This window comes from Acetobacteraceae bacterium, assembly GCA_004843345.1.
Taxonomy (GTDB): domain Bacteria; phylum Pseudomonadota; class Alphaproteobacteria; order Acetobacterales; family Acetobacteraceae.
Map to the genome: position 1 here is coordinate 1,659,171 of CP039460.1, position 19,043 is coordinate 1,678,213.

The 19,043-nt window shown below is 39.3% G+C and carries 18 protein-coding genes; 1 reads left to right on the plus strand and 17 read right to left on the minus strand.

Features of this window, described 5'->3' with window-relative positions; genetic code table 11:
• Positions 1-2 precede the first annotated feature (2 nt).
• The 4 genes from tssI to FAI40_08105 all read right to left on the minus strand — a co-directional run bounded on the left by tssI (position 3) and on the right by FAI40_08105 (position 4,837).
• Entirely contained in the window at positions 3-2,906 is a 2,904-nt protein-coding gene (gene tssI / locus FAI40_08090) for a type VI secretion system tip protein VgrG (protein ID QCE35288.1), read from the minus strand.
• A gap of 16 nt (positions 2,907-2,922) precedes the next feature.
• A complete protein-coding gene (locus FAI40_08095) occupies positions 2,923-3,471 on the minus strand; it encodes an ankyrin repeat domain-containing protein (protein QCE35289.1) in 549 nt (182 codons plus the stop codon).
• 225 nt (positions 3,472-3,696) lie between these two features.
• Positions 3,697-4,074, minus strand: coding sequence for a hypothetical protein (locus tag FAI40_08100; GenBank protein QCE35290.1), 378 nt, complete (start codon positions 4,072-4,074; stop codon positions 3,697-3,699).
• 16 nt (positions 4,075-4,090) lie between these two features.
• The gene (locus tag FAI40_08105) at positions 4,091-4,837 is read right to left on the minus strand and encodes an ankyrin repeat domain-containing protein (GenBank protein ID QCE35291.1); all 747 of its coding nucleotides are present in this window, start codon (positions 4,835-4,837) and stop codon (positions 4,091-4,093) included.
• Between the two features lie 180 nt (positions 4,838-5,017).
• On the opposite strand from FAI40_08105, the gene FAI40_08110 reads away from it, so the two are divergent.
• Complete coding sequence (locus tag FAI40_08110; GenBank protein QCE35292.1) at positions 5,018-5,503, plus strand: type VI secretion system tube protein Hcp; 486 nt, start codon at positions 5,018-5,020, stop codon at positions 5,501-5,503.
• 22 nt (positions 5,504-5,525) lie between these two features.
• Here the strand turns inward: FAI40_08110 and FAI40_08115 are convergent, their stop codons facing one another.
• The 13 genes from FAI40_08115 to FAI40_08175 all read right to left on the minus strand — a co-directional run bounded on the left by FAI40_08115 (position 5,526) and on the right by FAI40_08175 (position 19,033).
• Positions 5,526-5,825 (minus strand): DUF1493 family protein, encoded by a 300-nt coding sequence (locus tag FAI40_08115; GenBank protein ID QCE35293.1) that lies wholly within the window; start codon positions 5,823-5,825, stop codon positions 5,526-5,528.
• Complete coding sequence (locus FAI40_08120; protein QCE35792.1) at positions 5,822-6,262, minus strand: hypothetical protein; 441 nt, start codon at positions 6,260-6,262, stop codon at positions 5,822-5,824. The genes FAI40_08115 and FAI40_08120 overlap by 4 nt, the downstream gene beginning before the upstream one ends.
• 379 nt (positions 6,263-6,641) lie before the next feature.
• Positions 6,642-7,190 carry a DUF4232 domain-containing protein gene (locus FAI40_08125; GenBank protein ID QCE35294.1) on the minus strand — a complete coding sequence of 183 codons (549 nt, stop codon included), beginning with the start codon at positions 7,188-7,190 and terminating at the stop codon, positions 6,642-6,644.
• Between the two features lie 85 nt (positions 7,191-7,275).
• Positions 7,276-8,220, minus strand: a complete 945-nt coding sequence (locus FAI40_08130) for a serine/threonine protein kinase (protein QCE35295.1) — start codon at positions 8,218-8,220, stop codon at positions 7,276-7,278.
• 38 nt (positions 8,221-8,258) lie between these two features.
• Positions 8,259-8,828, minus strand: a complete 570-nt coding sequence (gene tagF, locus FAI40_08135) for a type VI secretion system-associated protein TagF (GenBank protein QCE35296.1) — start codon at positions 8,826-8,828, stop codon at positions 8,259-8,261.
• A complete protein-coding gene (tssM, locus tag FAI40_08140; protein ID QCE35297.1) occupies positions 8,828-12,196 on the minus strand; it encodes a type VI secretion system membrane subunit TssM in 3,369 nt (1,122 codons plus the stop codon). The genes tagF and tssM overlap by 1 nt, the downstream gene beginning before the upstream one ends.
• Entirely contained in the window at positions 12,196-13,530 is a 1,335-nt protein-coding gene (locus tag FAI40_08145; GenBank protein QCE35298.1) for a hypothetical protein, read from the minus strand. The genes tssM and FAI40_08145 overlap by 1 nt, the downstream gene beginning before the upstream one ends.
• Complete coding sequence (gene tssK / locus FAI40_08150; protein QCE35299.1) at positions 13,527-14,858, minus strand: type VI secretion system baseplate subunit TssK; 1,332 nt, start codon at positions 14,856-14,858, stop codon at positions 13,527-13,529. The genes FAI40_08145 and tssK overlap by 4 nt, the downstream gene beginning before the upstream one ends.
• A complete protein-coding gene (tagH, locus tag FAI40_08155; GenBank protein ID QCE35300.1) occupies positions 14,855-16,234 on the minus strand; it encodes a type VI secretion system-associated FHA domain protein TagH in 1,380 nt (459 codons plus the stop codon). Before tagH ends, tssK begins: the two co-directional genes overlap by 4 nt.
• Before the next feature lie 112 nt (positions 16,235-16,346).
• Positions 16,347-16,856, minus strand: coding sequence for a type VI secretion system tube protein Hcp (locus FAI40_08160; protein QCE35301.1), 510 nt, complete (start codon positions 16,854-16,856; stop codon positions 16,347-16,349).
• A 169-nt stretch (positions 16,857-17,025) separates the two neighbouring features.
• Positions 17,026-18,189: a hypothetical protein gene (locus tag FAI40_08165; GenBank protein QCE35302.1), complete on the minus strand. Its 1,164-nt coding sequence runs from the start codon at positions 18,187-18,189 to the stop codon at positions 17,026-17,028.
• Positions 18,186-18,731 carry an ankyrin repeat domain-containing protein gene (locus FAI40_08170; protein QCE35303.1) on the minus strand — a complete coding sequence of 182 codons (546 nt, stop codon included), beginning with the start codon at positions 18,729-18,731 and terminating at the stop codon, positions 18,186-18,188. Before FAI40_08170 ends, FAI40_08165 begins: the two co-directional genes overlap by 4 nt.
• A gap of 62 nt (positions 18,732-18,793) precedes the next feature.
• Complete coding sequence (locus tag FAI40_08175) at positions 18,794-19,033, minus strand: hypothetical protein (protein QCE35304.1); 240 nt, start codon at positions 19,031-19,033, stop codon at positions 18,794-18,796.
• Positions 19,034-19,043: the final 10 nt, after the last annotated feature.

Sequence of the window (19,043 nt, forward strand, 5' to 3'; positions counted from 1 at the left end):
GATTACATTTGACTCTCTACGTCACCTCCTTTGATGGTAAGACCAGTTTCGGAGATTGTAAGAACAGCATCACCACAGATAATGTTAATTTTAGTTGGTGTTTCAACAATAACTTTTCCGTTTTCCGTTTTTATTGAAAGATTACCTTTCTGAACAAGAAGGGCATCTTCTCCATTGATAGTCACATCACGACTATCTTTTATTTCAATTTTTTGTTCACCTTTAATTATCTCTTGTTTATTCCCTTGAATTTCCACGGCTTGATTTTTATGGACAATGATATTTTGGTTTTCGAGGGCTTCGAGATGCATAGAACGTTGTGATTTTAAGGTAAGAGACGTCTCATTGTCCTTATTGTCGTCAAAACAAAGTTCATTCCCATCCTCAGACTGTTCTGATCCTAAGGTGCGTGTTTTGATCCCAGAAACAGAAGATTTATCTGGAAGCTTATAGGGTGGAAGGTCCTGATTGTTATAAAAGCATCCAACAATCACAGGCTGGTCAATGTCTCCGCCCATAAAAGAGACCGCAACTTCCGTTCCAACCCGTGGTAAATGCATCCAGCCATAATTCTCTCCAGACCATGGGTTTAAAAGACGCGCCCAGATGATATTCCCAGCCTTTGTTGTCTTATCTTGATCAAAACGAAGTTTGACTTTTATTCTCCCAAGCTTATCGGTTTCAATCGTTCCTTTGTTTTGATTGCCCTGAATGAGACCACTATAAATGCCACCAATACGCGGACGTTGTGGAACTTCATCATGCCAATTGATTTCTGAAGGAAAGGCTTTGAACTGATTATCATAGGAGGGCGCTTTAGGTTTTTCTCCATTGGAGCGATACCAACTTAAATCTTCAGCCTGATGGATCACCTGCTGTAAAACATAAGGAGATCCTTCTTTATCTGTTTTAGAAGCCGCAATGTGGATTTTAAGACCAGGTTGGAAGGTTGGATCGGTACTCAGTCCACTGCACAGAGAAGCAGAAGCCAGGATTGCTTGCTGGGTATAGTCAGCTAATCCCTCTTGGGGTGTTGTGCTGGACGAAGGAGAGGAGGAGGCTGCCTTTTGCTCAACCCAGTTCTTTGTCTCTCTCTGTTCTTTCCAAAGAGAACGTTCCCCTGTTAAGAGCGTTTCGGATTGTTTTGTTCCAGAAAAACTTGCATCGGCGGTATCTTCCTCTTTATCTAAATTACTGGTGAGAACAGTGATTTTTTTAGGAAGGGTTTTTGCTGTGCTGTGGAACTCTCGTAAAAGATGCTGATGATCTCCGCCTTGTCCCAGTTGGTAAAGATTTGGCGCTTTTTTCTCAAAAGCTTTATTGTCTCTGCCAATAACCATCTGAGCTTCTTCTTGCGTATGCCTAAAATAATAGAAATAGCCATTTTCACGCATGAGGCGGTGTAGAAAGTCTAAATGTGTTTCATTAAACTGCGTCACATAAGGCAGCGTGGTTGTATCCTCAATATGAGAGAAGTTGGGTTCAATATTTGCGTCTGTGAGGATTTCTTCGAGGATGGCTTTGGCGGTTTTTTGCTGAAAGGTACGATTGATCTGCTGGTCTTTTAAGAAATAAAGCTCTGGCACGACTTCCATATGATAAACCCAGCCACGGTCTTCATGGGTTTCTTCTTGTGTAAAACTATGAACAACACCATGGAAATAACGGTCTTCTCCGTTTTGACGTTTAATGAGAAGAGAGACCTTCTGGCGAATGAGCTTGTCTGGGGAGATATTCTGCTCATTGGCAAAGAGTTTGAGTTTAAAGAAATAAGGTTGTGAGAGGGTTTCTTCAGCGTAGAAGGAAGCAGCATGAAGGGCTTTTGGATTAAAACTTTCGCCGTCTTTGCCGAGTGGGGTTTTCAGCTGCAATAAAAAAGGCACCTGATACGTGCCTTTATCATTAGGAGCTGGAGTAGAGCGTATACTTACCGTGTTCTTGCTGGGGGTGGGGGTTTCTTCTTTAGGAGGAAAAAGAAGATTGTTTTCAAGGAGACATTCTTCACTGCGTAAATCTGAGAGCTTTTTACCGATCAGTTCTCGTGCCAGAAGCTTGTCATGTAACGCAATCCGTCCAGTGCTTAAATTATATTTTTTTAAAGCATCGGCGGTAGGCTCTAAAAGGATAGGGGGTTTTAAACTTGTCGTTCCCTTTAAAGAAGAGAGAGGATTCACAAAGCTGTCAAGGATTTCTCCATTTGTGACCATCGGCATTACATTGGGAGAAGCCTCTGACCATGCATTCCAGTTTTGTAATTGTTGGGCGGAAAGAGAGGCAGGATTGACATTTGCAGGGTTAATGAGAACTGTTTTGACCTCGGAACCGCCGTCTAAGGCAGCATGTAAAGCATCTACCGCCCCTTTTGAATGGCCTGCAACAGCTCTGCCCCAACCATAATAAGGACTCTCTGGATTGATTGTGGCTCTTTTTAGGTTTTTAAGAAGCTTTACTGCAGATTGGCTATCTTCACTTTGTCCTCCCAAAGCCTGTGTGATATTTTGCAACATATCATCGCCAAAAAGGCCATCATCGGTGCCTTTAACCCCAAGCCAAAGGGTTTTGGTGTTGGGATCTGCCATGATCGCAGCATCAAAATTCGTATAATAGCTTGTTGATAAGGCAGAAGAGAGTTGGCCAGAGTTTGGAGTGTCTGCATCATCTAGATCCCACAATGGGCGATGAAGCGGCGTATGTTCCGGATCGTCGAAAGCGTTGTCATCAAAATCAAAATATTTTTCTAAATGCTCATCAGGAACATGAAAGGGCGTGTTTTCTCCGTCTCCCCAAAGTTCTTCTTGCGTCAGCTTGGGGTCTTTATAGGCCTCGGCAGCAACGCCCGATCCTGTATGGAGATCTTCCCATTGCGCTAGCGTGTAGCCTTGCATATCGCATTTATTACTGACCATTTTTTAGTCCTGAACTTTATTTATAAAACTCTGGAAAATATTTTCTTTTAAAGGCTTCTCTTTCTGGTCTTGGCAGATCAATATATTCATCAAACAATTTTCGATCAGCTTTTAACAAGAAATATGCTCTCTTGTCTTTTGGAAGTTGCGATTCTTCTCTTTCCTTTCCCGTCACGAAAGCCGGTGGCCATTTACCTTCTTTGACAAGTTTAGGCATTTGCCATGGCTCTGGAGCTGGCCAAGGATATTTCTTAGATTTGAGGAAATCAATCAGCCATTGTTTATCTTCGCCTTTATTATCTGGGTAGGATGTTGCTAGCATCCAGCCAACATTAGCTCCACCAGAGTCATAAACCCAGATATTGGCGCCATGGAGAAAAAACTCTTTAACCATATCCCATTCACCAGCGAGAATGGCACATATAATGGCGGGATATCCATCACGATCTCTAACATTTAAATCGAGATCAGGCGGGTTTTCTTGCAGGATTTTACTGAATTCCGTTGTGTCATGTCGGGTGATGGCACGAAGAAGCCTGATAGAGGATGAAGACTTACGATTCATATTTTGTTGTCCTTGCTGAGCAAAGGTCTTTTGGGTTTTTAGTGTGAAAAGAGAAAGGAATCCCCCAGCAATAAGTTTAAGGAAATTGAGTCTTTTCATGATATGAGGCCAGTAGGGGTTTGATTTCTGAGACGGAAACTTTGAAAGTAATGTTACGCCTTTTTGCTTCACATCAAAAACAAAATTTTAAGGAACTTTTTGTGTCAGCTTCGCACCAGTAGGTGGCTATTTGCCTTCTTTGGCAAGCCAAAGGGTCTTGGTGTTGGGATCTGCCATAATCGTGGCATCAAAATTTGTATAATAGCTTGTTGATAAGGCAGAAGAGAGTTGGCCAGAGTTCGGAGTGCCTGCATCATTTAGATCCCATAATGGGCGATGAAGCGGCGTATGTTCTGGATCGTTGAAAGCACCTTCTTTAAATTTGAAATATTCTTTTAAATGCTCATCAGGAACACGAAATGGCGTGTTTTCCCCGTCTCCCCAAAGTTCTTCTTGCGTCAGCTTGGGGTCTTTATAGGCTTCGGCAGAAACACCTGATCCTGTATGGAGGTCTTCCCATTGTTCTAGGGTATAACCCTGCATATCGCATTTATTACTGACCATTTTTTAGTCCTGAACTTTACTTATAAAACTCTGGAAGATGTTTTCTTTTAAAAGCTTCTTTTTCTTCTTCGTTCGAAATTTGTAGGTATTCATGGAATACTTTGCTGTCAGCTTTTAACAAGAAATATGCTCTCTTGTCTTTTGGAAGTTGCGATTCTTCTCTTTCCTTTCCCGTCACGAAAGCCGGTGGCCATTTACCTTCTTTGACAAGTTTAGGCATTTGCCATGGCTCTGGAGCTGGCCAAGGATATTTCTTAGATTTGAGGAAATCAATCAGCCATTGTTTATCTTCGCCTTTATTATCTGGGTAGGATGTTGCTAGCATCCAGCCAACATTAGCTCCACCAGAGTCATAAACCCAGATATTGGCGCCATGGAGAAAAAACTCTTTAACCATATCCCATTCACCAGCGAGAATGGCACATATAATGGCGGGATATCCATCACGATCTCTAACATTTAAATCGAGATCAGGCGGGTTTTCTTGCAGGATTTTACTGAATTCCGTTGTGTCATGTCGGGTGATGGCACGAAGAAGCCTGATAGAGGATGAAGACTTACGATTCATATTTTGTTGTCCTTGCTGAGCAAAGGTCTTTTGGGTTTTTAGTGTGAAAAGAGAAAGGAATCCCCCAGCAATAAGTTTAAGGAAATTGAGTCTTTTCATGATATGAGGCCAGTAGGGGTTTGATTTCTGAGACGGAAACTTTGAAAGTAATGTTACGCCTTTTTGCTTCACATCAAATGTTTTTATTTTTAACAAAAAATGACATTATCTCAGAAGAGACAACTAGATCGTTTCTGTCAGGCGAGTATCCAGCTTCTGATGAGAGGGTTCTTAAATGCCTGCTTTATTATTTGTGTACTTAAAAATTCCTAGAAATTTGCATATTTTTTAGGCGGAAAAGTGTTTAATTTAAATATCTAGAAAGGAGATCTTGGTATGGGAATTTACATGAAGATCGAAGGTATAGAAGGAGATGTCACGGCCAGCTCTTATGAAGGTTGTATTGAATTAAAAAATCTTGATTGGGGTGGAGATCGGAATGTTTCCAAAGGGAACGGCCTCGGAATGGCGAATAGAGTAAATGCTGTTTCCTGCAAAGATTTATTCTTTTCTAAGCAGATTGATAGCGCAAGCTGCGCCCTAATCGATTTGTTTTTTCGTGGAAAAATGATGAAGCAAGTCATGATTTACATGACGCGCGTTTATGAGGGAAGTGAAACAACGCTCAGGTCTCTTCGTTTAGAAAATGTTATTTTCTCAAGTTTTGATAATCCTGTTACAGAAGAGACGCTTCCTTCTGAACATGTTTCTTTATCTTATGAACTTATTGAAATTGCGGATTATGGTGCGGCTATGAACGGCATTCAGAAAGGTGTTTACAGAACAATTTACGATCTACGGAATGCAAATAGCTCTTTTTAATTCCGTTTTGTAAGAAACAATATCAATAAAGCCAGCGTCCAGCCTCTGCAGATTTGATAAGCATTTTAACTGTTAGAGGCTCTGGCTCTGGGCTTCGAAAGCGCTTAGGAATTAAGAAATTAGGTAAGAGATGTTCTTTGGGAAAATAAGAGTCCCAGTGAAAGGTTGTCATATCTACGTTTAATTTTTCTAGATAGTCATTTAAAAAATAGAAGATATCCTCACGATCAAAAAGAAAATCATCATTGCTTAATGAGTATGTATCCAGAAACTCTCCGAAATGTTTTTGCGTAAGCTTTCTGACTTCATCTGCTACATTCATAGCCGTTCTCTTTCAGGAACTATCATTTGATAACGATGGATCACTCTATTAGTTATTTTAGTTAAGTCGTAAATTGTTAGTGGAGCACCTACCCAAGGAACCCAACGACCAATGTAGGCACCTATACTCCTTGTCATAGCCCACTTTAATTTTTTTATTTTTCCCCAAGTGATGGTTCTATGATTTGCTTTGAAAAATTGTTGTTTAAAATTACGTCTAATAAACTCTCTGGAAGCTATGGGTAATGGACTTGTCCCTTTCGTAGCTCCGCTTCCTAATTTTCCAGTAACGGGAATTGTCGGCAAACTAAGAAGAATTAAAGCTAAAGACAGAGCGTCTAATGCTTCACCAAATTCAATGTAGAATTCATCTATAATTAACCAATAAAGAAGTTCGAATTTATCTACTCTCATGCCATTTAGAACTCTTATCTGCATATTATAGAGAATGTATTTTTGTTCGAATTCTTCTTTAAGTGAAGACATCTTATTTGAACTCCAAAAGCTCAATATTTAGATGAACTATATTAATTGTAAGTTTTAAATATTTTTGTTCTAAATTATAGAGTAAAATCCTTTAATGCGAGAGATGATTAATTTCATTTAAAACTTCATTCCATTTTTCTGGATTGTTTCTGTGAAGTCTATCGGCTACGATCCAAGGCGTTCATGGCTTTTTCATTAACAAAAACACATCTCATATCATTGAAGGCGTAGCTTAAACCAAATTTCAGGGTTATGTAGTATGAATCCGATGTGAAGCATCTGAGGCTTTTGCTAAAAAGTCCTTTTACAGAGATTTTTGATCTTGGAGATTTTAGACGCCGCTTTTAGAATCTGGCGTTAATAAGCTGGTTTCGTAAACAACACCCTTTGTTTTGTCTCCGCAAATCTTATTTTTGAAGGCGATGCGTGTTTGTTCTCCTTGAATAACAAGGGCTAAAAAGGAAGTTTTATAGCAAAGATTTTTATCAAAAAGTTTTTGAGAAACCCAGCGCAATCTCATCTTGGCTTTGCCTCCTGCGGGAATAGTAATTTCTTTTAGAGTAGATTGAGAGTCTGATAAGTTTTCTGTTCTAAAGGCAATGGGAAGGGGGCGCTTTCCGCCATTTAGGAAGGAAATTTCAGGGCGGGTTGTGATGCTGCAACTTGTTGTCCTGCTGTTGATAAAAGTCAAATCAGCGGCATCATGTGACATACCAGAAGTGCTGGCAATTTTTTGGTCAATGTTGAGGGTAATAGCGCCAGCTTGGCAAGAGGGAAGTTGCATTCCTATAGAAGAGGCATATAGATTGTTTGATGTACAAACTAAACATAGAATTCCTGAAATACTTCCAAAAATAAAAAATCTAGTTTTACGCAGCATCTTAACCCCCTAATCAATATTATATTTTTTAAAATGGAACTGAATTTTGCCCTTGAGAAAACTCTCTGTTTAGGGAGCCTTTGGTTTATTCTTTATTTTCTGAAAATGGCACAATACATGTTGCATCGCTGTCTTTAAAGCAATTGGATGGTAAAAATTTTAAGAAAAAGGATTGTTTCTTTTTACCTTTTTGAGCCTCCATGCTCGTATCTTCCAGTATTTTTAGGTTGTGCTTAAACTGTTCTATGTTTTGGAATCTTTTACAAGGCTCTTTGCTTAGGGCTGTATCAAAAAAGCTATCTAATTTTTTTAGCAGAAAACTGTTCATATCTGTTCTGATGCATGAAATTGGTAGTGGAGGATTATGCAGAATATTATTAATAATCTGCATGCAATTTTTTCCATCGAAAGGTTTTTTTCCGCTAAGTAAAGCGTAAAAAATAGAGGCAATGGAAAATATATCTGATCGTTCATCCATTCTTTTCTTGAGGCATTGTTCTGGGGACATGTAATTGGGAGTCCCTATGAGTAGATTCTCATTTATGGCTTCTTCTATAAAAGTTGCAGTTCCGAAGTCTATTAACTTTAGCTCTGTTTTATTGGAGATTAAAAGATTAGAGGGCTTTAGATCTCTGTGAATTATGCCTTTTTTGTGCAGATGAGAGATTGCTTCAGCTAAGGCATAAATCAGCGTTAGGATTTCCCCAAAATCGTTTTTAGAATCTTTTGATAGTAGGCAGGCTAAAGTTGAGCCTTCTATATATTCTTCAATGATGTATATGTTTTCATTTTTAAAAAACGCATCATAGATTTGGACGATATGAGGGTGTTGGCATTTTCCTAGGATTTTTATTTCATTTTCGAAATATGTTTTTGTAGATTCAAAGCTCAGAGGTTCTAGTGGATCAGGATTAATTGTCTTTACTGCGACGAAACGTTCAATGAGCGGGTCATAACCTTTATAGATGATTCCCATACTGCCTTCGCCAAGCAGGGAATGTATGTGGTAGCGCTCTATCTGTTGAAGCATTTTCGTTAACGATTATCTCTGTCTGCTAAGCCATAATGTTATGGAGTAGAATGTAGAAGAAGGTGAAAATTTTCTTTCATAGGTAAGGTTGTGTTTTCTAAAAATGTATCGCCTGACCACCAGAAATTACTTTTTATTTCAATAATGTTTGCGGTTTTTTCTATATGCTCTGCTATCAAATTTAATCCATCTTGAAATGGTATTTCCCCTAAAAGGATTTTATGTAGATTGATGGCAGAAAGTTGTAGAAGGTTTTGAGGTGTAGAATTGATTCCTTCCTGAAAATCTATGTTTTCAGGGAGAAATAGAAACAGCAAAAAGGGGAAAGGACGATTAGCTTTATCAAGGCTAGGCATCCAGACCCCAAAGGTGGATTTTTGAAAGAGGTTGTTATTTTTCTTTAAGGCAAAGTAGTAAATAGGGGCTTTCAGCCACTTTTGATCGAAGTGACCTCCACAGTGCCGTTGGGCTTCTCGTAATTCTGTAGAGATCCATTCATCTAGCGTTATGTAAACTTTTTCGGGGAGATTCCCTTTCAAGAAATCTCCATATTGTGGCAATTTCCCAAAATAACTTATGCGGTTACTGATATTAAAAGAGTTAGGCATTAGTTAATCTTTGGGCACTGAAAATGATGGATAGCAGAGAGAGTTTCTTTAATATCTTGCTTATTAATTTTTAGGGTTTCGCCTGCTAAAAAGCGGTATGTTACGCCCTCTGTATCTTCGGATTGAATTTCTCCTGAAGAGAATAATCTGAACAATGCCCACGCACCATTATTGATTGAGGAGGTATCCTCTTTTTTGATTTTTGATTTTAAGAAAAATCCATAAGTTGATTTGTCTAAATCAGGCCAAGAAACGAGTGCTTGCTCACCAGATTTGAGTGTTAGACTTCCTAATCTTAAAACAACTTTTGAAGAGCCTTTAAAAGAGATATTCGCCTTGAAAGAAGGGGATGAGCCGTCTTGGAAAAAAGCGTTTCGAATTTTAGATACCAATTCAAATGATGTGATTTGGGATTGATTATAAGGCGGTTTGAAGGTTCCACCATCCTTGAGAGTCCAATGAATGCCATTCTGGTTTACATATTGTGCCATATGGTCTTGGAAATATTTATCCATGAGGCCATTAGGAGCAAATAAACGAGAAAAATCTTGTAAGGGGATATCTTTATCCGATTGAGCTGTAAAGGGAAAACGGTTTTGAATAATCTGATGACAGGCTTGTCCTAGGCCACTAGCCTCACGATTGAAATCTTTTTTTACAGCTTTGACCTCTTTATTGTAGAGCGCCTGATGGGCGGTATTAGAAAGCTCTTGCATCCAAGTTGATACAGGTTTTGGAAATCTAAGACTTTCAAGTTTTAAATGTTTAATGGGAACAGCAAGCTGCTCATTGGTTAGGGAAGAAGTATCTTCGCTAGAGACCAATTCACTAAGCTCAGCAATTTGTTTATTTAATGTTTCCATCATTGGAGGCGCATTTTCACCTGGTGTTCTTGAGGTATTCCATCTCTGTTTAATTTCTTCGAGAGGTTCTGTTGGGAGTTTTTCTATAGCTGATAAATCGGAGATTTTTTGGGCTTTTGCAATGGATGAAATAACTTCCATAAGAGGAGACGGAGTAGAGGATAAAAGATAAAGCTGGTTGGTTAGTGCATTTTTATCAGTAGATAACCGCAAGTGAATATTGTTTAAGAGGTCATCCCATTTTTGGGTGGCTTCAGCGAGCCAAAGTTCACCGACTTCTTTTTCTAGAGAGAGGATATTATTGGGTAGGGACACATCTGTTGCTTGTCCTGTGATCCATCTTTCTTCTGCTATTTCCTTTGCTACAATAGGTAGGTTTTTACGTAAAAGCTTATTAAATCCATCTCCAGTAAAAAAGGGTGGAATATCTTGAGAAAGAGCGGCTACTTTGTTTACTTTAAATAGAACAGGCGCAATGTCTGTTCCATTTTTCTCAAAAACATCCTCTAAATTCCATCCTTGTAAACTAGTCGGGGCTTCTTGCTGACGTAAGTTTGCATAAATACGTTCTGCAGGACTTATGTGACTAAAGGCTACACGTGCTTGCGCAATTAACCCACTATCTAATTCTGCATCTGGTAAACTTGTAGCTTGTAAAGCGCTTAAATGTTCGTTTAGACAATTTCGTAGATCTGAATTTAGCATCCCAGGATATTGACGTTGCCATTGGGAGAAAAACCATGACTGCACAAATTTTGGTTTATGAGGACCTGCACCGCCTAAAATGAGATAAGTCCGTACGCTATCATAAAGAGAAATAGGGTCTCTGGGGTGTAAACGGATTTCTTCTTCTATGCGCCAAAGGAGGCGAGGAAAAAAGATTTTTTGAAGACTATTTTCGTAAACAGTATTGGCCGTTTCCGTTTCAATTCTATTGGTTTTTTTATTAAAAACAGAGAGAAACCGCCTTTGAGCTTGCGAAAGTTCTTTTGATTTATTTAAGATTTCGCATATTTGCGGAAGGTCATCATCACTTGTCACTTTGGGTTTGATAACAGGAATAACTGTATCATGATACTTTGCGAATTGATCTAGTTGCGTTTTTATACTCTGGTGCGATGCATATTCACCTTTCCAGATCCAAAGAGAAGTAATAGCAGCAATTATGCCAAATGAAATTAGGCTTAATAATCTTATTAGTTTACGTTTTTGATAATACTTAGGTGTATACGAACCAAGAAGTGCTTCTCCAAGAATAATGTCTTTTGTTAAATTAAAAATGAAATAAGCGCGCGTATATGAAGATTTATGTTTTTGTTTCTGAGAAGTTTGTTCAATTCCAAAAGTTTTTAAAAGAGCGCCAGAAAGTTGATCGAAGGGAGAGCCCGTTTGTGTTGCGCTTGTAAAGTAAATGCCCCTCCAGAGAACATTGTCTTGCTGAGACAGTGGTCCTAGAGACATTTTTAAAAAACTATCTAAAATGCTGGATAAACCACTCATTTCTGTTGGAAAAGAATAAATTTCTGCTCTGTGATCTAAGCCACGCTCTGATTGCATGCGATCTAATTGTCTTGCATAGAGCGCTTCTAGAAGAAGGTTATATTCTGTTTGAAAATCTTGCTTTCCTTTTTCTAAAGGAAACGTCATTCCCCAAACTTGTTTGCGGTTCTCTGCATTTAAATCATTAAAAAATTCTTCAAAGCCTGTAATTTTATCTGATTTATTAAAAATCACATAAATGGGGATGTTAACATTGAGCGTATTAACAATTTCTTCTATGCGTTTTCGTATTTGTTTCGCATGTTGAAGTGTAATTTCTTTAGAGTCTGATAACAGGTCTTCTAATGAGAGCATTACAATTAAGCCGTTAATAGGCTGTCGATTTCGTACTTTTTTAAGGCCCTTAAGAAAAGCAAACCAGCCTGCATGATCTACTGAAGTATCAGAATCTTGGGTCGTGTAACGTCCCGCTGTATCAATCAAGACAGCTTCGTCACTAAACCACCAGTCGCACATGCGAGTTCCACCGACACCTTGAAACCCTTCTTCTCCATCTTCTTCGAGTGGAAAATTGAGGGAGGATTGTTGTAGAAAAGTCGTTTTCCCGACCCCAGGTGGTCCAATTAAAATAAACCACGGAAGATCATATAGACTTTTTATGCCACGCTGTTTTAGCAGTGAAATTGCTTTTTTGAATTTTTCACGTTGTTTCAGCTCTTCAATTTCTATGATTTTATTGTGTTTTATTTGAGCTTCGTCTTCATCAAGAAGACTTTCTGTTAATTTTTTCTCTTTTTTTTGTTGAAAGAGATGAAACAAGAGGAAAGAGAGAAAAACACAAATAACAATGAAAGTTATGAAAAGAAAACGGCGTAATAGGGGAGTAAAATAAGAAAAGAAAGGAAGAGTAAACCAAAGAAGTATCGCAATAAGTAAGGTGATTAGCGAGATCTTTACAGGTTTTAAACTAAGATAGAATTTTATTTTTTGTGCAAAAGAGGTCATTATTTTATGTCTCCTTCGACAACAATTTCGACCCTTCGATTAAGTTGACGTCCTTCTTCAGTTTTATTGTCACCGATATGGTTTTGCTCACCATGTCCTATTGAAACGATTTTGGTATTTTTTAATTGAGACGATAAAATCGTAGCTATGCTTTGAGCTCTTGCTAAGGATAAGTCGTAGTTTGAGGGATATAGGAGTGTGTGAATGCGTTTAGAATCTGTATAACCTACGACTTTGACACGGCTTACATTATTTAAACTGATCTCTTTCCCAATTTTTTCTAAGAGAATTTTGTATTTTGGCGAGATTCCAGTTGCGGCCGTACCAAACATTTCACGCATATTCAAGCGAATGACAGGAACCATCTCGGATCCTTTAATTGTGAGCTCTTCCGTTTGGATTTCTTTCGATAAGCCTTTGGAGAGTTTATGGCGTAGGCTTGAATCATCGGCAAGGGAAACAGCTGAAATTCTATCACGTATAGGCATAGAAACGGGGGGAATACTCGAGACTTCTCCCATAAGCATATCTGTATTGTTCCCTAAAATGAGTGAGCAAGCAATATATGAAAATATAATAAAAATGGCGGCGGCAATTCCAGCCATCCAAATAGGAAATTCAAATTTTAGAGGTTTGTAAGGGTTAAAAATTCCCTGACAATGAGGGGAGAGTGTATTCCTGTCTTTGTTTTGGTAGCGTGTAATCAGAAGATAAAGTTCTTCTCGCGAATGTGAAAATTCAGCAGCACCATTTGGAGAAAAGCGGTAATAACCCCGCATCCCTAGTGACATGCAATAATACATTAGCTCTAAAAGAGGAAGGGAGCTGGATGGGGATGTTGAGAGTTTCTTTAATAAGAGAAAAAAACGTGAGCCACTTTGAACGTCATGATGAAATTCTGCGGATAGAGAAGGAAGTTGAGCCTGTTTAGCTTGCAGAAACCAAGGCATGCAATGAACTATATCATCAAGACTGGCACATAAAATGTAATGCGCCGTTTGGATTGTCATGTTGTCCACGCCAATATTTTGGAGTTTTTCAACATATTTATAAAGTTCAGAGACGAGGCTAGACCTTAACGCATGAAAATCGGGTTCCTTTTGAACTTTTACCAACCCAGCCATAAAAGATAAAAGCGGAGCAGCTGCTTTTGTGATATCAGATTTGTTTTTTATATTTAAATCGTCAAAAACAAAAATTTGTTGATTACTGTCATTGGAAAATTTAGCGGCACGAGCAGAAAGCGGAGAAGGATAATCTTCTGAAATGACAATGGTTGGGTCTTCATCTGACCCATGATTGTGATAATTGTTGCCTTCCAGAAAATTATTCATGAACGCAAAGCCCAAAGTTCCATTTTTAGATTTGGAAATTCATGAGACACATGAATGGCGAAGGCTGCTGAATTTTGCATTTTATGCCAAGCATCAGAATGTTTATCTAATTCAAAATAGAGTGCATTCGGGATAAATGGCATTTGCCGAGGTGCAACTGGTAAAAGATGTATGCCAATACCAGGCAGAGAAATATTAACTAAATCTCGTATATGTTCGACCGCCCCTATTTTTACTTTTGATGGAAATAGGCGTTGCAAAATATCTATGGATGTATCGGCAGAAACGGCAAGAACGATACTGTCAGATTCCAAGATGCTTTTGTCATGCAAGGGACCAACACGCACATTATGTTTCCGCATATTCAATTTAATAGGCGTAGCAGCCTGTTCGAAAACGCTTGATAATGATTTTTGAATAGAGTGAATTACGGGGGAGAAAGTTTCAAATAAATTCTCATGTGCGTAAACAGGGAAATGATCTGGTAAGTGTTTTTCTGAGGTAAATGTTGCTAACTCACCAGCAATTTCTAAAAAAAAGGTAAAAAGTCTTTCAGGAGATAAGGCAGGATAATTTACATAATGTCCCATCACTGAGTGCCACACATTAATACGTTGCAAAAGCATAAAGTCACTAATTTCTGTGGTGCCACGTTCCTTAATAGCGCCCAAGCGAGAGCTAATAGCTTCAGCCCGTTGTCTAAGAACGGCATAGATCTCTAAAATGATATTTTTAAGCCAAGCGCTAGCACGGCAAACAATAACGGGTGGTATCCAATTTTGATCTAGAATGACGTGATGATCGTGATCAACTTCTAATATCTTTGCGATTGGCAGGAGCTGATACCCTTCTAAATTATTTTTTTCGAGTAGGAGCTTAAAGTTAAGGTTTGCGACTTGGATAGGTTCATCGTCATCGAGGTCTGCTACGTATGAATCTTGAACGATCGCATCTGTAATTTTAAAACGTTCTGCAGAAGATTCATCAGCACTAAATTCAAGCCTTTTGGCAGACATATTTGGTAATGCCAGATAGACAAGTTTGCCGCTCGCATTGTCATTGATGGTTAATGAATTTGGAAGTTCCCCTTCCTGAGGAAGATTGAAACGTGTTCCATCTCTCAAAAAACCAGAGGCGGAAAGAAGGCAAATCTGTCCTGAAGATAATAATTCTTCATTTATTTCGTATTTCTTTAGTCCCCAGCAGCAAGAGTTCATTTCGATAAAGCTTGAAGCAAGGTCATGACTAATCCAGCGATCTTGCTGTTGAAAATGCTGTGTCCTTAGGAACATACCTTCTTGCCAGAAAACGCGGCTAAATTTACTCATTTGTTTTTCCGTAGTGAAGCATTCAAGTCGATATTGGATTGTTCAGAGTTTAAGTCAGCGTAGCTCGTTTCATTTTTCATCTTCTGAAGATATTTTTCGTAAGCTGTTGCAAATGCCTTTCCAAATACACCGTCAGTATTTTCTCTAAGCTCTTTCTTTCCTTCTTTATGTAAAGCAGTTGCTTTCTGCCAAGCGGAAAGTGTGTTCCACCAAGGCAAATCGCCACTAGAATTTTTTCCGAAAGTTTTTTTAGCTGCTTCAATACTGTACGTTTCTAAAAACTCTTCTAGAGCTGGAATCATCGCATTCATTATAGCCAGCTCGTGTAACTGCATATCTCGTAAAGTTTCAGCAATAGTATTTTCAGGGGAGAAAGCTGTTTTGCGCCCGATGCCGAGGAGCGCCCAAAGGGCATCATCGTCATTCACTGCAAATTTCAGGGGGTTATTTCCAGAATTATGGATAATAGTCCGCTCAATACGAAATTCATTTTTGATTTCAGAACGTGCAATAATTGCTTTTCTAAGACCTTTGATAATAGAACGGAAAGTTCTTCCCATTTTTTCAAGCGTTTCCCTAGCTTCTCGAGGGGAAAGCTTATGAACTTCTGTTTCATCTAATTCGGCACCTCTTAAAAAAGCCTCGAGGCCAAGACTTTCTTCTGCTGCTAAGTGTAACGAAGGTGGCGGCACCTGTCGTTCTAAAGGATAGGATTTTTCTGGGGGAGAGGGGCGGTTTTCTGGAGGTTTTTTTTGTGGTGTTATATCTTCAAGCAAAGAGTCTAGAAAATCATCTCCTATGTGATCTTCGACCGTACTGCTTTTATTTTCCTCTAAAAGAGTCCTGCGTGGCGTGAAAGCCTGATCTAAACCAAAAGGCGCTTGTTGTCCTCTGGAGATCTTAGAAGGAATTTTATTCCCAGAACTAAATCCTTCGAGCGGGTCGAGGGCGTTTTCCTGATAATGCAGGAGATTGGAATTTTTTGGAAAAAATGGATCATCCTCCTCTTCAAGAGGGGGAGTAGGGATAATAATATTGGGGGGATAAGATGAATCTGAGGAATCAATGGACAAGGCAATTTCATACTCGCCTATTTGCAAAAAATCTCCAGAGAAAAATATCTGCTCTTCTTCTGATTTAATAGGGGAGTTGTTTAGAAAAGTTCCATTTTTGCTGGTATCTTTGACGACCCAGACTGTTTTTCCAGAATTGGTTTTTTGAAATAATTCACAGTGGCGCTTTGAAAGTCGTTTTTGTGGATCTTTTAGAACGATCTCACATTCTGTGCCTCGCCCAATTGTGACATGCTTCCCATTGACATTTCGGCGCATTTGTATGTTACGATCCGAAATTTGCCTCACGGTAAGAATAAGCACGACACTGTCCTTCAAATTTCATTGTATTAAACAATGTGATTATTTTGTGACTTTTAAAGATTGAGATAAGAAAACGGGCTATATCTAAAAGATACAGCCCGTGCCTGTGATTTTATAAAGTTTTGGCTTGTGTCAAATCATAGATGACACGGCTTGGGCCTTTAGGTTTACCACTTAGGTCTTCACCATAGTCAGAAATTGTGATTTCTGTGAAGTTGAAGGAGATTTTCTCAAGAGGACGTGTATCTTCTAAAAGACGTTTTTCCTGATCCCGAGAGGTGTAAGAGTTTTCCATCTTCGCCATAATTGCATTTTTCAATACAATTGTACGGATAAGAGTCTCGCCGCCTTCATTGACACGGGTAAAGTCAATTTGAGCCTCTTTCGCTTGGCCTGTGAAAGCATAGGTCACAAATTTATGACTTGCGCTATCGATATATTTTGTGATGGCGAGCTCACTCACATTTGCAGAGCTGGACTCACGGTTTTTCCCAACCCCAACAGCATTTCGAATGCTACGTGTCATGTTCCAGTCGAGATCAAGAATCTCAACCCAGCCTTTGTGCTGAGCTTCGGTAACATCTCCGATTGTCTCATTATTGTATTTTAGATAAACGCCCATTTATATCTCCTGAATTTTTCAAAAGCACCACTTAAACGAATTATCTAAAATAGGACATTCGTTTAGAGAGTTGTGTCGTTATTGGCATTGATTTTAGGATTAAAGATTTTTTTATAAAAGGTTAAAATTGCGTAAGAGATAATTTTTTTTGATGGAGAAACATAAAAGCTCACCCCTTGCGGATTCTTACAAAAGCACTGGTGGGAGAGGCCGAGCAAACCCCTCCGTGAGAGCTGATATCTCCAAGTAAAACGGTGCGTCTTCCGTTAATTTTCAGATGTCCTGTACCTACGATTGAGGCGGCACAGGCCGATTTGCATCCTGAAAAAGCCGCAGGGCGTCCAGCAATGAGAATGGAAACGCCCGGCACAATGATAGGAGTCGCAAAATGAAATGGCATTGGACAAAGGTGAATGTCTCCTTCGCAGACAGGTGGCAGGCCGAATGCAAAAGAAGGAGTATTGGTAATTTTTAGCTTGGTTTCTGAAACGGCGTCTTCTGCCTTTTTCGTCGCTGTAATGAGGGCTTTTAAGCCTTGAATGGTGCGGTCCAAACTATGCTTGTGGAAGGCAAATAAATAACGTGTAAAACAGCCTGCCGTCATTTGAAGCGGATTAGGCGTTGTCATCATAATTTGCGAGTTCATTTGTGCCAATGCTTCTGGATGCGCTTGAGGCAATGGAATTTGCTGACCTTCCAGCTTAGGAAAGCCGATACTGGGTAAAACTTGAGCAAATTCGCCTTCCATATAAAAATTCGTAACAGGTGGATTGTTAATCCCGTCAGGAACATTTGCTTGGTTAGGTCCCATAGCAGCAAAAGTGGTGGCTTTGATTCCTGTTGCCTTTGCAATATCGGCAGATTCTCCGCCACCTAAAGAATGTCCAACGGCTTCAAGATTAAGATCAGGATGGTTTCTTAAAATTGTTTTTGCAATCTCACGGCTATGGCGATAGTAGAAAGAATCGCCTCCAAATGCATTTTTTACATTCTGCCAAACATCTTGAAGATTGAGGGGATCCGTCCCCGGATGTGCGAGAACATATTTTTTGGGCTCGGAGTCGCTTATAAAAATTTGCGAAAAATAATGTGTCTTGGTAAAAATTTTTGAGTTTGGATCTTCTGGAAATTCCAAATCTCCTTTTCGGTCTAATCCGAGAAAGGATAATTCCTCATCCGAGGCGGAATGCCAGCCTATGGGGGCTTCGCGTTTTTCTGGCGCAAAGAGCTTTCCCTTATCGGTGGCAAAGCGTGCTTCTTTCGTCAATTTAAGCATTTGCGCCTTCTCAAAAGCATCTTCAATCTCTTGTAAGGAAATTTGAGGGAAATTCATGGCTTAGCTATCTTTTTAAAATAATCACTGACAAATGCAGGTGGCCATTTGCCTTCTTCTACCATTTTGAGAATTTCTTTTGGTCTTGGGGTAGGAATGGGATATCCCATTTTGAGGAGTTTTTCCCGTACACGCCAATAAGCGGCCACATCTCTTTCCGTTGTCGGACTATGGAAATCATCGGCATCAATGACGAGCCCAAATTTATCATATGCCCAAGGATTCGCACCATTATCTAAGAGGATTTCTGCATCCTCCCAGCTTCCAGAAAAAGCAGCAAACATAAGAGGGGTTTTCCCACCCTTATAATTACGATCTTCCATGCCTTTTTTTAGGGGGGCCAAGCGTTTTAAACTTTTCAGGTCGCCGTGCATGACAGCTCCTAGCAATGGCCTGTAGCCCGTGTATTTATAAGGCTTATCACTTGTTGCTTCAGGGGGTTCTGTCATTGTTTTTGATCCTTTTTTCCAGAATATGATAACACCTATTAAAAGGAATAGAGAGGTAAGTAAGGAAAGAAATTTTAAAATAAAGCGTCCCATTGTTTTACTTTGAATTAGGGCCTTGATGTCCGTTTAAATTCTTCACTGACGAAAGCAGGTGGTCATTTCCCTTCTTCTGCCATTTTGAGAATTTCTTTTGGCCTTGGGGTAGGAATGGAATAGCCCATTTTAAGAAGTTTTTCCCGTACACGCCAATAAGCGGCCACATCTCTTTCCGTTGTCGGACTATGGAAATCATCAGCATCAATGACGAGCCCAAATTTATCATAGGCCCAAGGATTCGCACCGTTATCTAAGAGGATTTCTCCATCTTCCCAGCTTTCGGAAAAAGCAGCGAACATAAGAGGGGTT

Bases quoted from the DNA above. Each gene is read 5' to 3' on its own strand.
- tssI (QCE35288.1), bottom strand. From the start codon at position 2,906: ATGGTCAGTAATAAATGCGATATGCAAGGCTACACGCTAGCGCAATGG.
- FAI40_08095 (QCE35289.1), bottom strand. From the start codon at position 3,471: ATGAATCGTAAGTCTTCATCCTCTATCAGGCTTCTTCGTGCCATCACC.
- FAI40_08100 (QCE35290.1), bottom strand. From the start codon at position 4,074: ATGGTCAGTAATAAATGCGATATGCAGGGTTATACCCTAGAACAATGG.
- FAI40_08110 (QCE35292.1), top strand. From the start codon at position 5,018: ATGGGAATTTACATGAAGATCGAAGGTATAGAAGGAGATGTCACGGCC.
- FAI40_08115 (QCE35293.1), bottom strand. From the start codon at position 5,825: ATGAATGTAGCAGATGAAGTCAGAAAGCTTACGCAAAAACATTTCGGA.
- FAI40_08120 (QCE35792.1), bottom strand. From the start codon at position 6,262: ATGCAGATAAGAGTTCTAAATGGCATGAGAGTAGATAAATTCGAACTT.
- FAI40_08125 (QCE35294.1), bottom strand. From the start codon at position 7,190: ATGCTGCGTAAAACTAGATTTTTTATTTTTGGAAGTATTTCAGGAATT.
- FAI40_08130 (QCE35295.1), bottom strand. From the start codon at position 8,220: ATGCTTCAACAGATAGAGCGCTACCACATACATTCCCTGCTTGGCGAA.
- tagF (QCE35296.1), bottom strand. From the start codon at position 8,828: ATGCCTAACTCTTTTAATATCAGTAACCGCATAAGTTATTTTGGGAAA.
- tssM (QCE35297.1), bottom strand. From the start codon at position 12,196: ATGACCTCTTTTGCACAAAAAATAAAATTCTATCTTAGTTTAAAACCT.
- FAI40_08145 (QCE35298.1), bottom strand. From the start codon at position 13,530: ATGAATAATTTTCTGGAAGGCAACAATTATCACAATCATGGGTCAGAT.
- tssK (QCE35299.1), bottom strand. From the start codon at position 14,858: ATGAGTAAATTTAGCCGCGTTTTCTGGCAAGAAGGTATGTTCCTAAGG.
- FAI40_08160 (QCE35301.1), bottom strand. From the start codon at position 16,856: ATGGGCGTTTATCTAAAATACAATAATGAGACAATCGGAGATGTTACC.
- FAI40_08165 (QCE35302.1), bottom strand. From the start codon at position 18,189: ATGAATTTCCCTCAAATTTCCTTACAAGAGATTGAAGATGCTTTTGAG.
- FAI40_08170 (QCE35303.1), bottom strand. From the start codon at position 18,731: ATGGGACGCTTTATTTTAAAATTTCTTTCCTTACTTACCTCTCTATTC.
- FAI40_08175 (QCE35304.1), bottom strand. From the start codon at position 19,033: ATGTTCGCTGCTTTTTCCGAAAGCTGGGAAGATGGAGAAATCCTCTTA.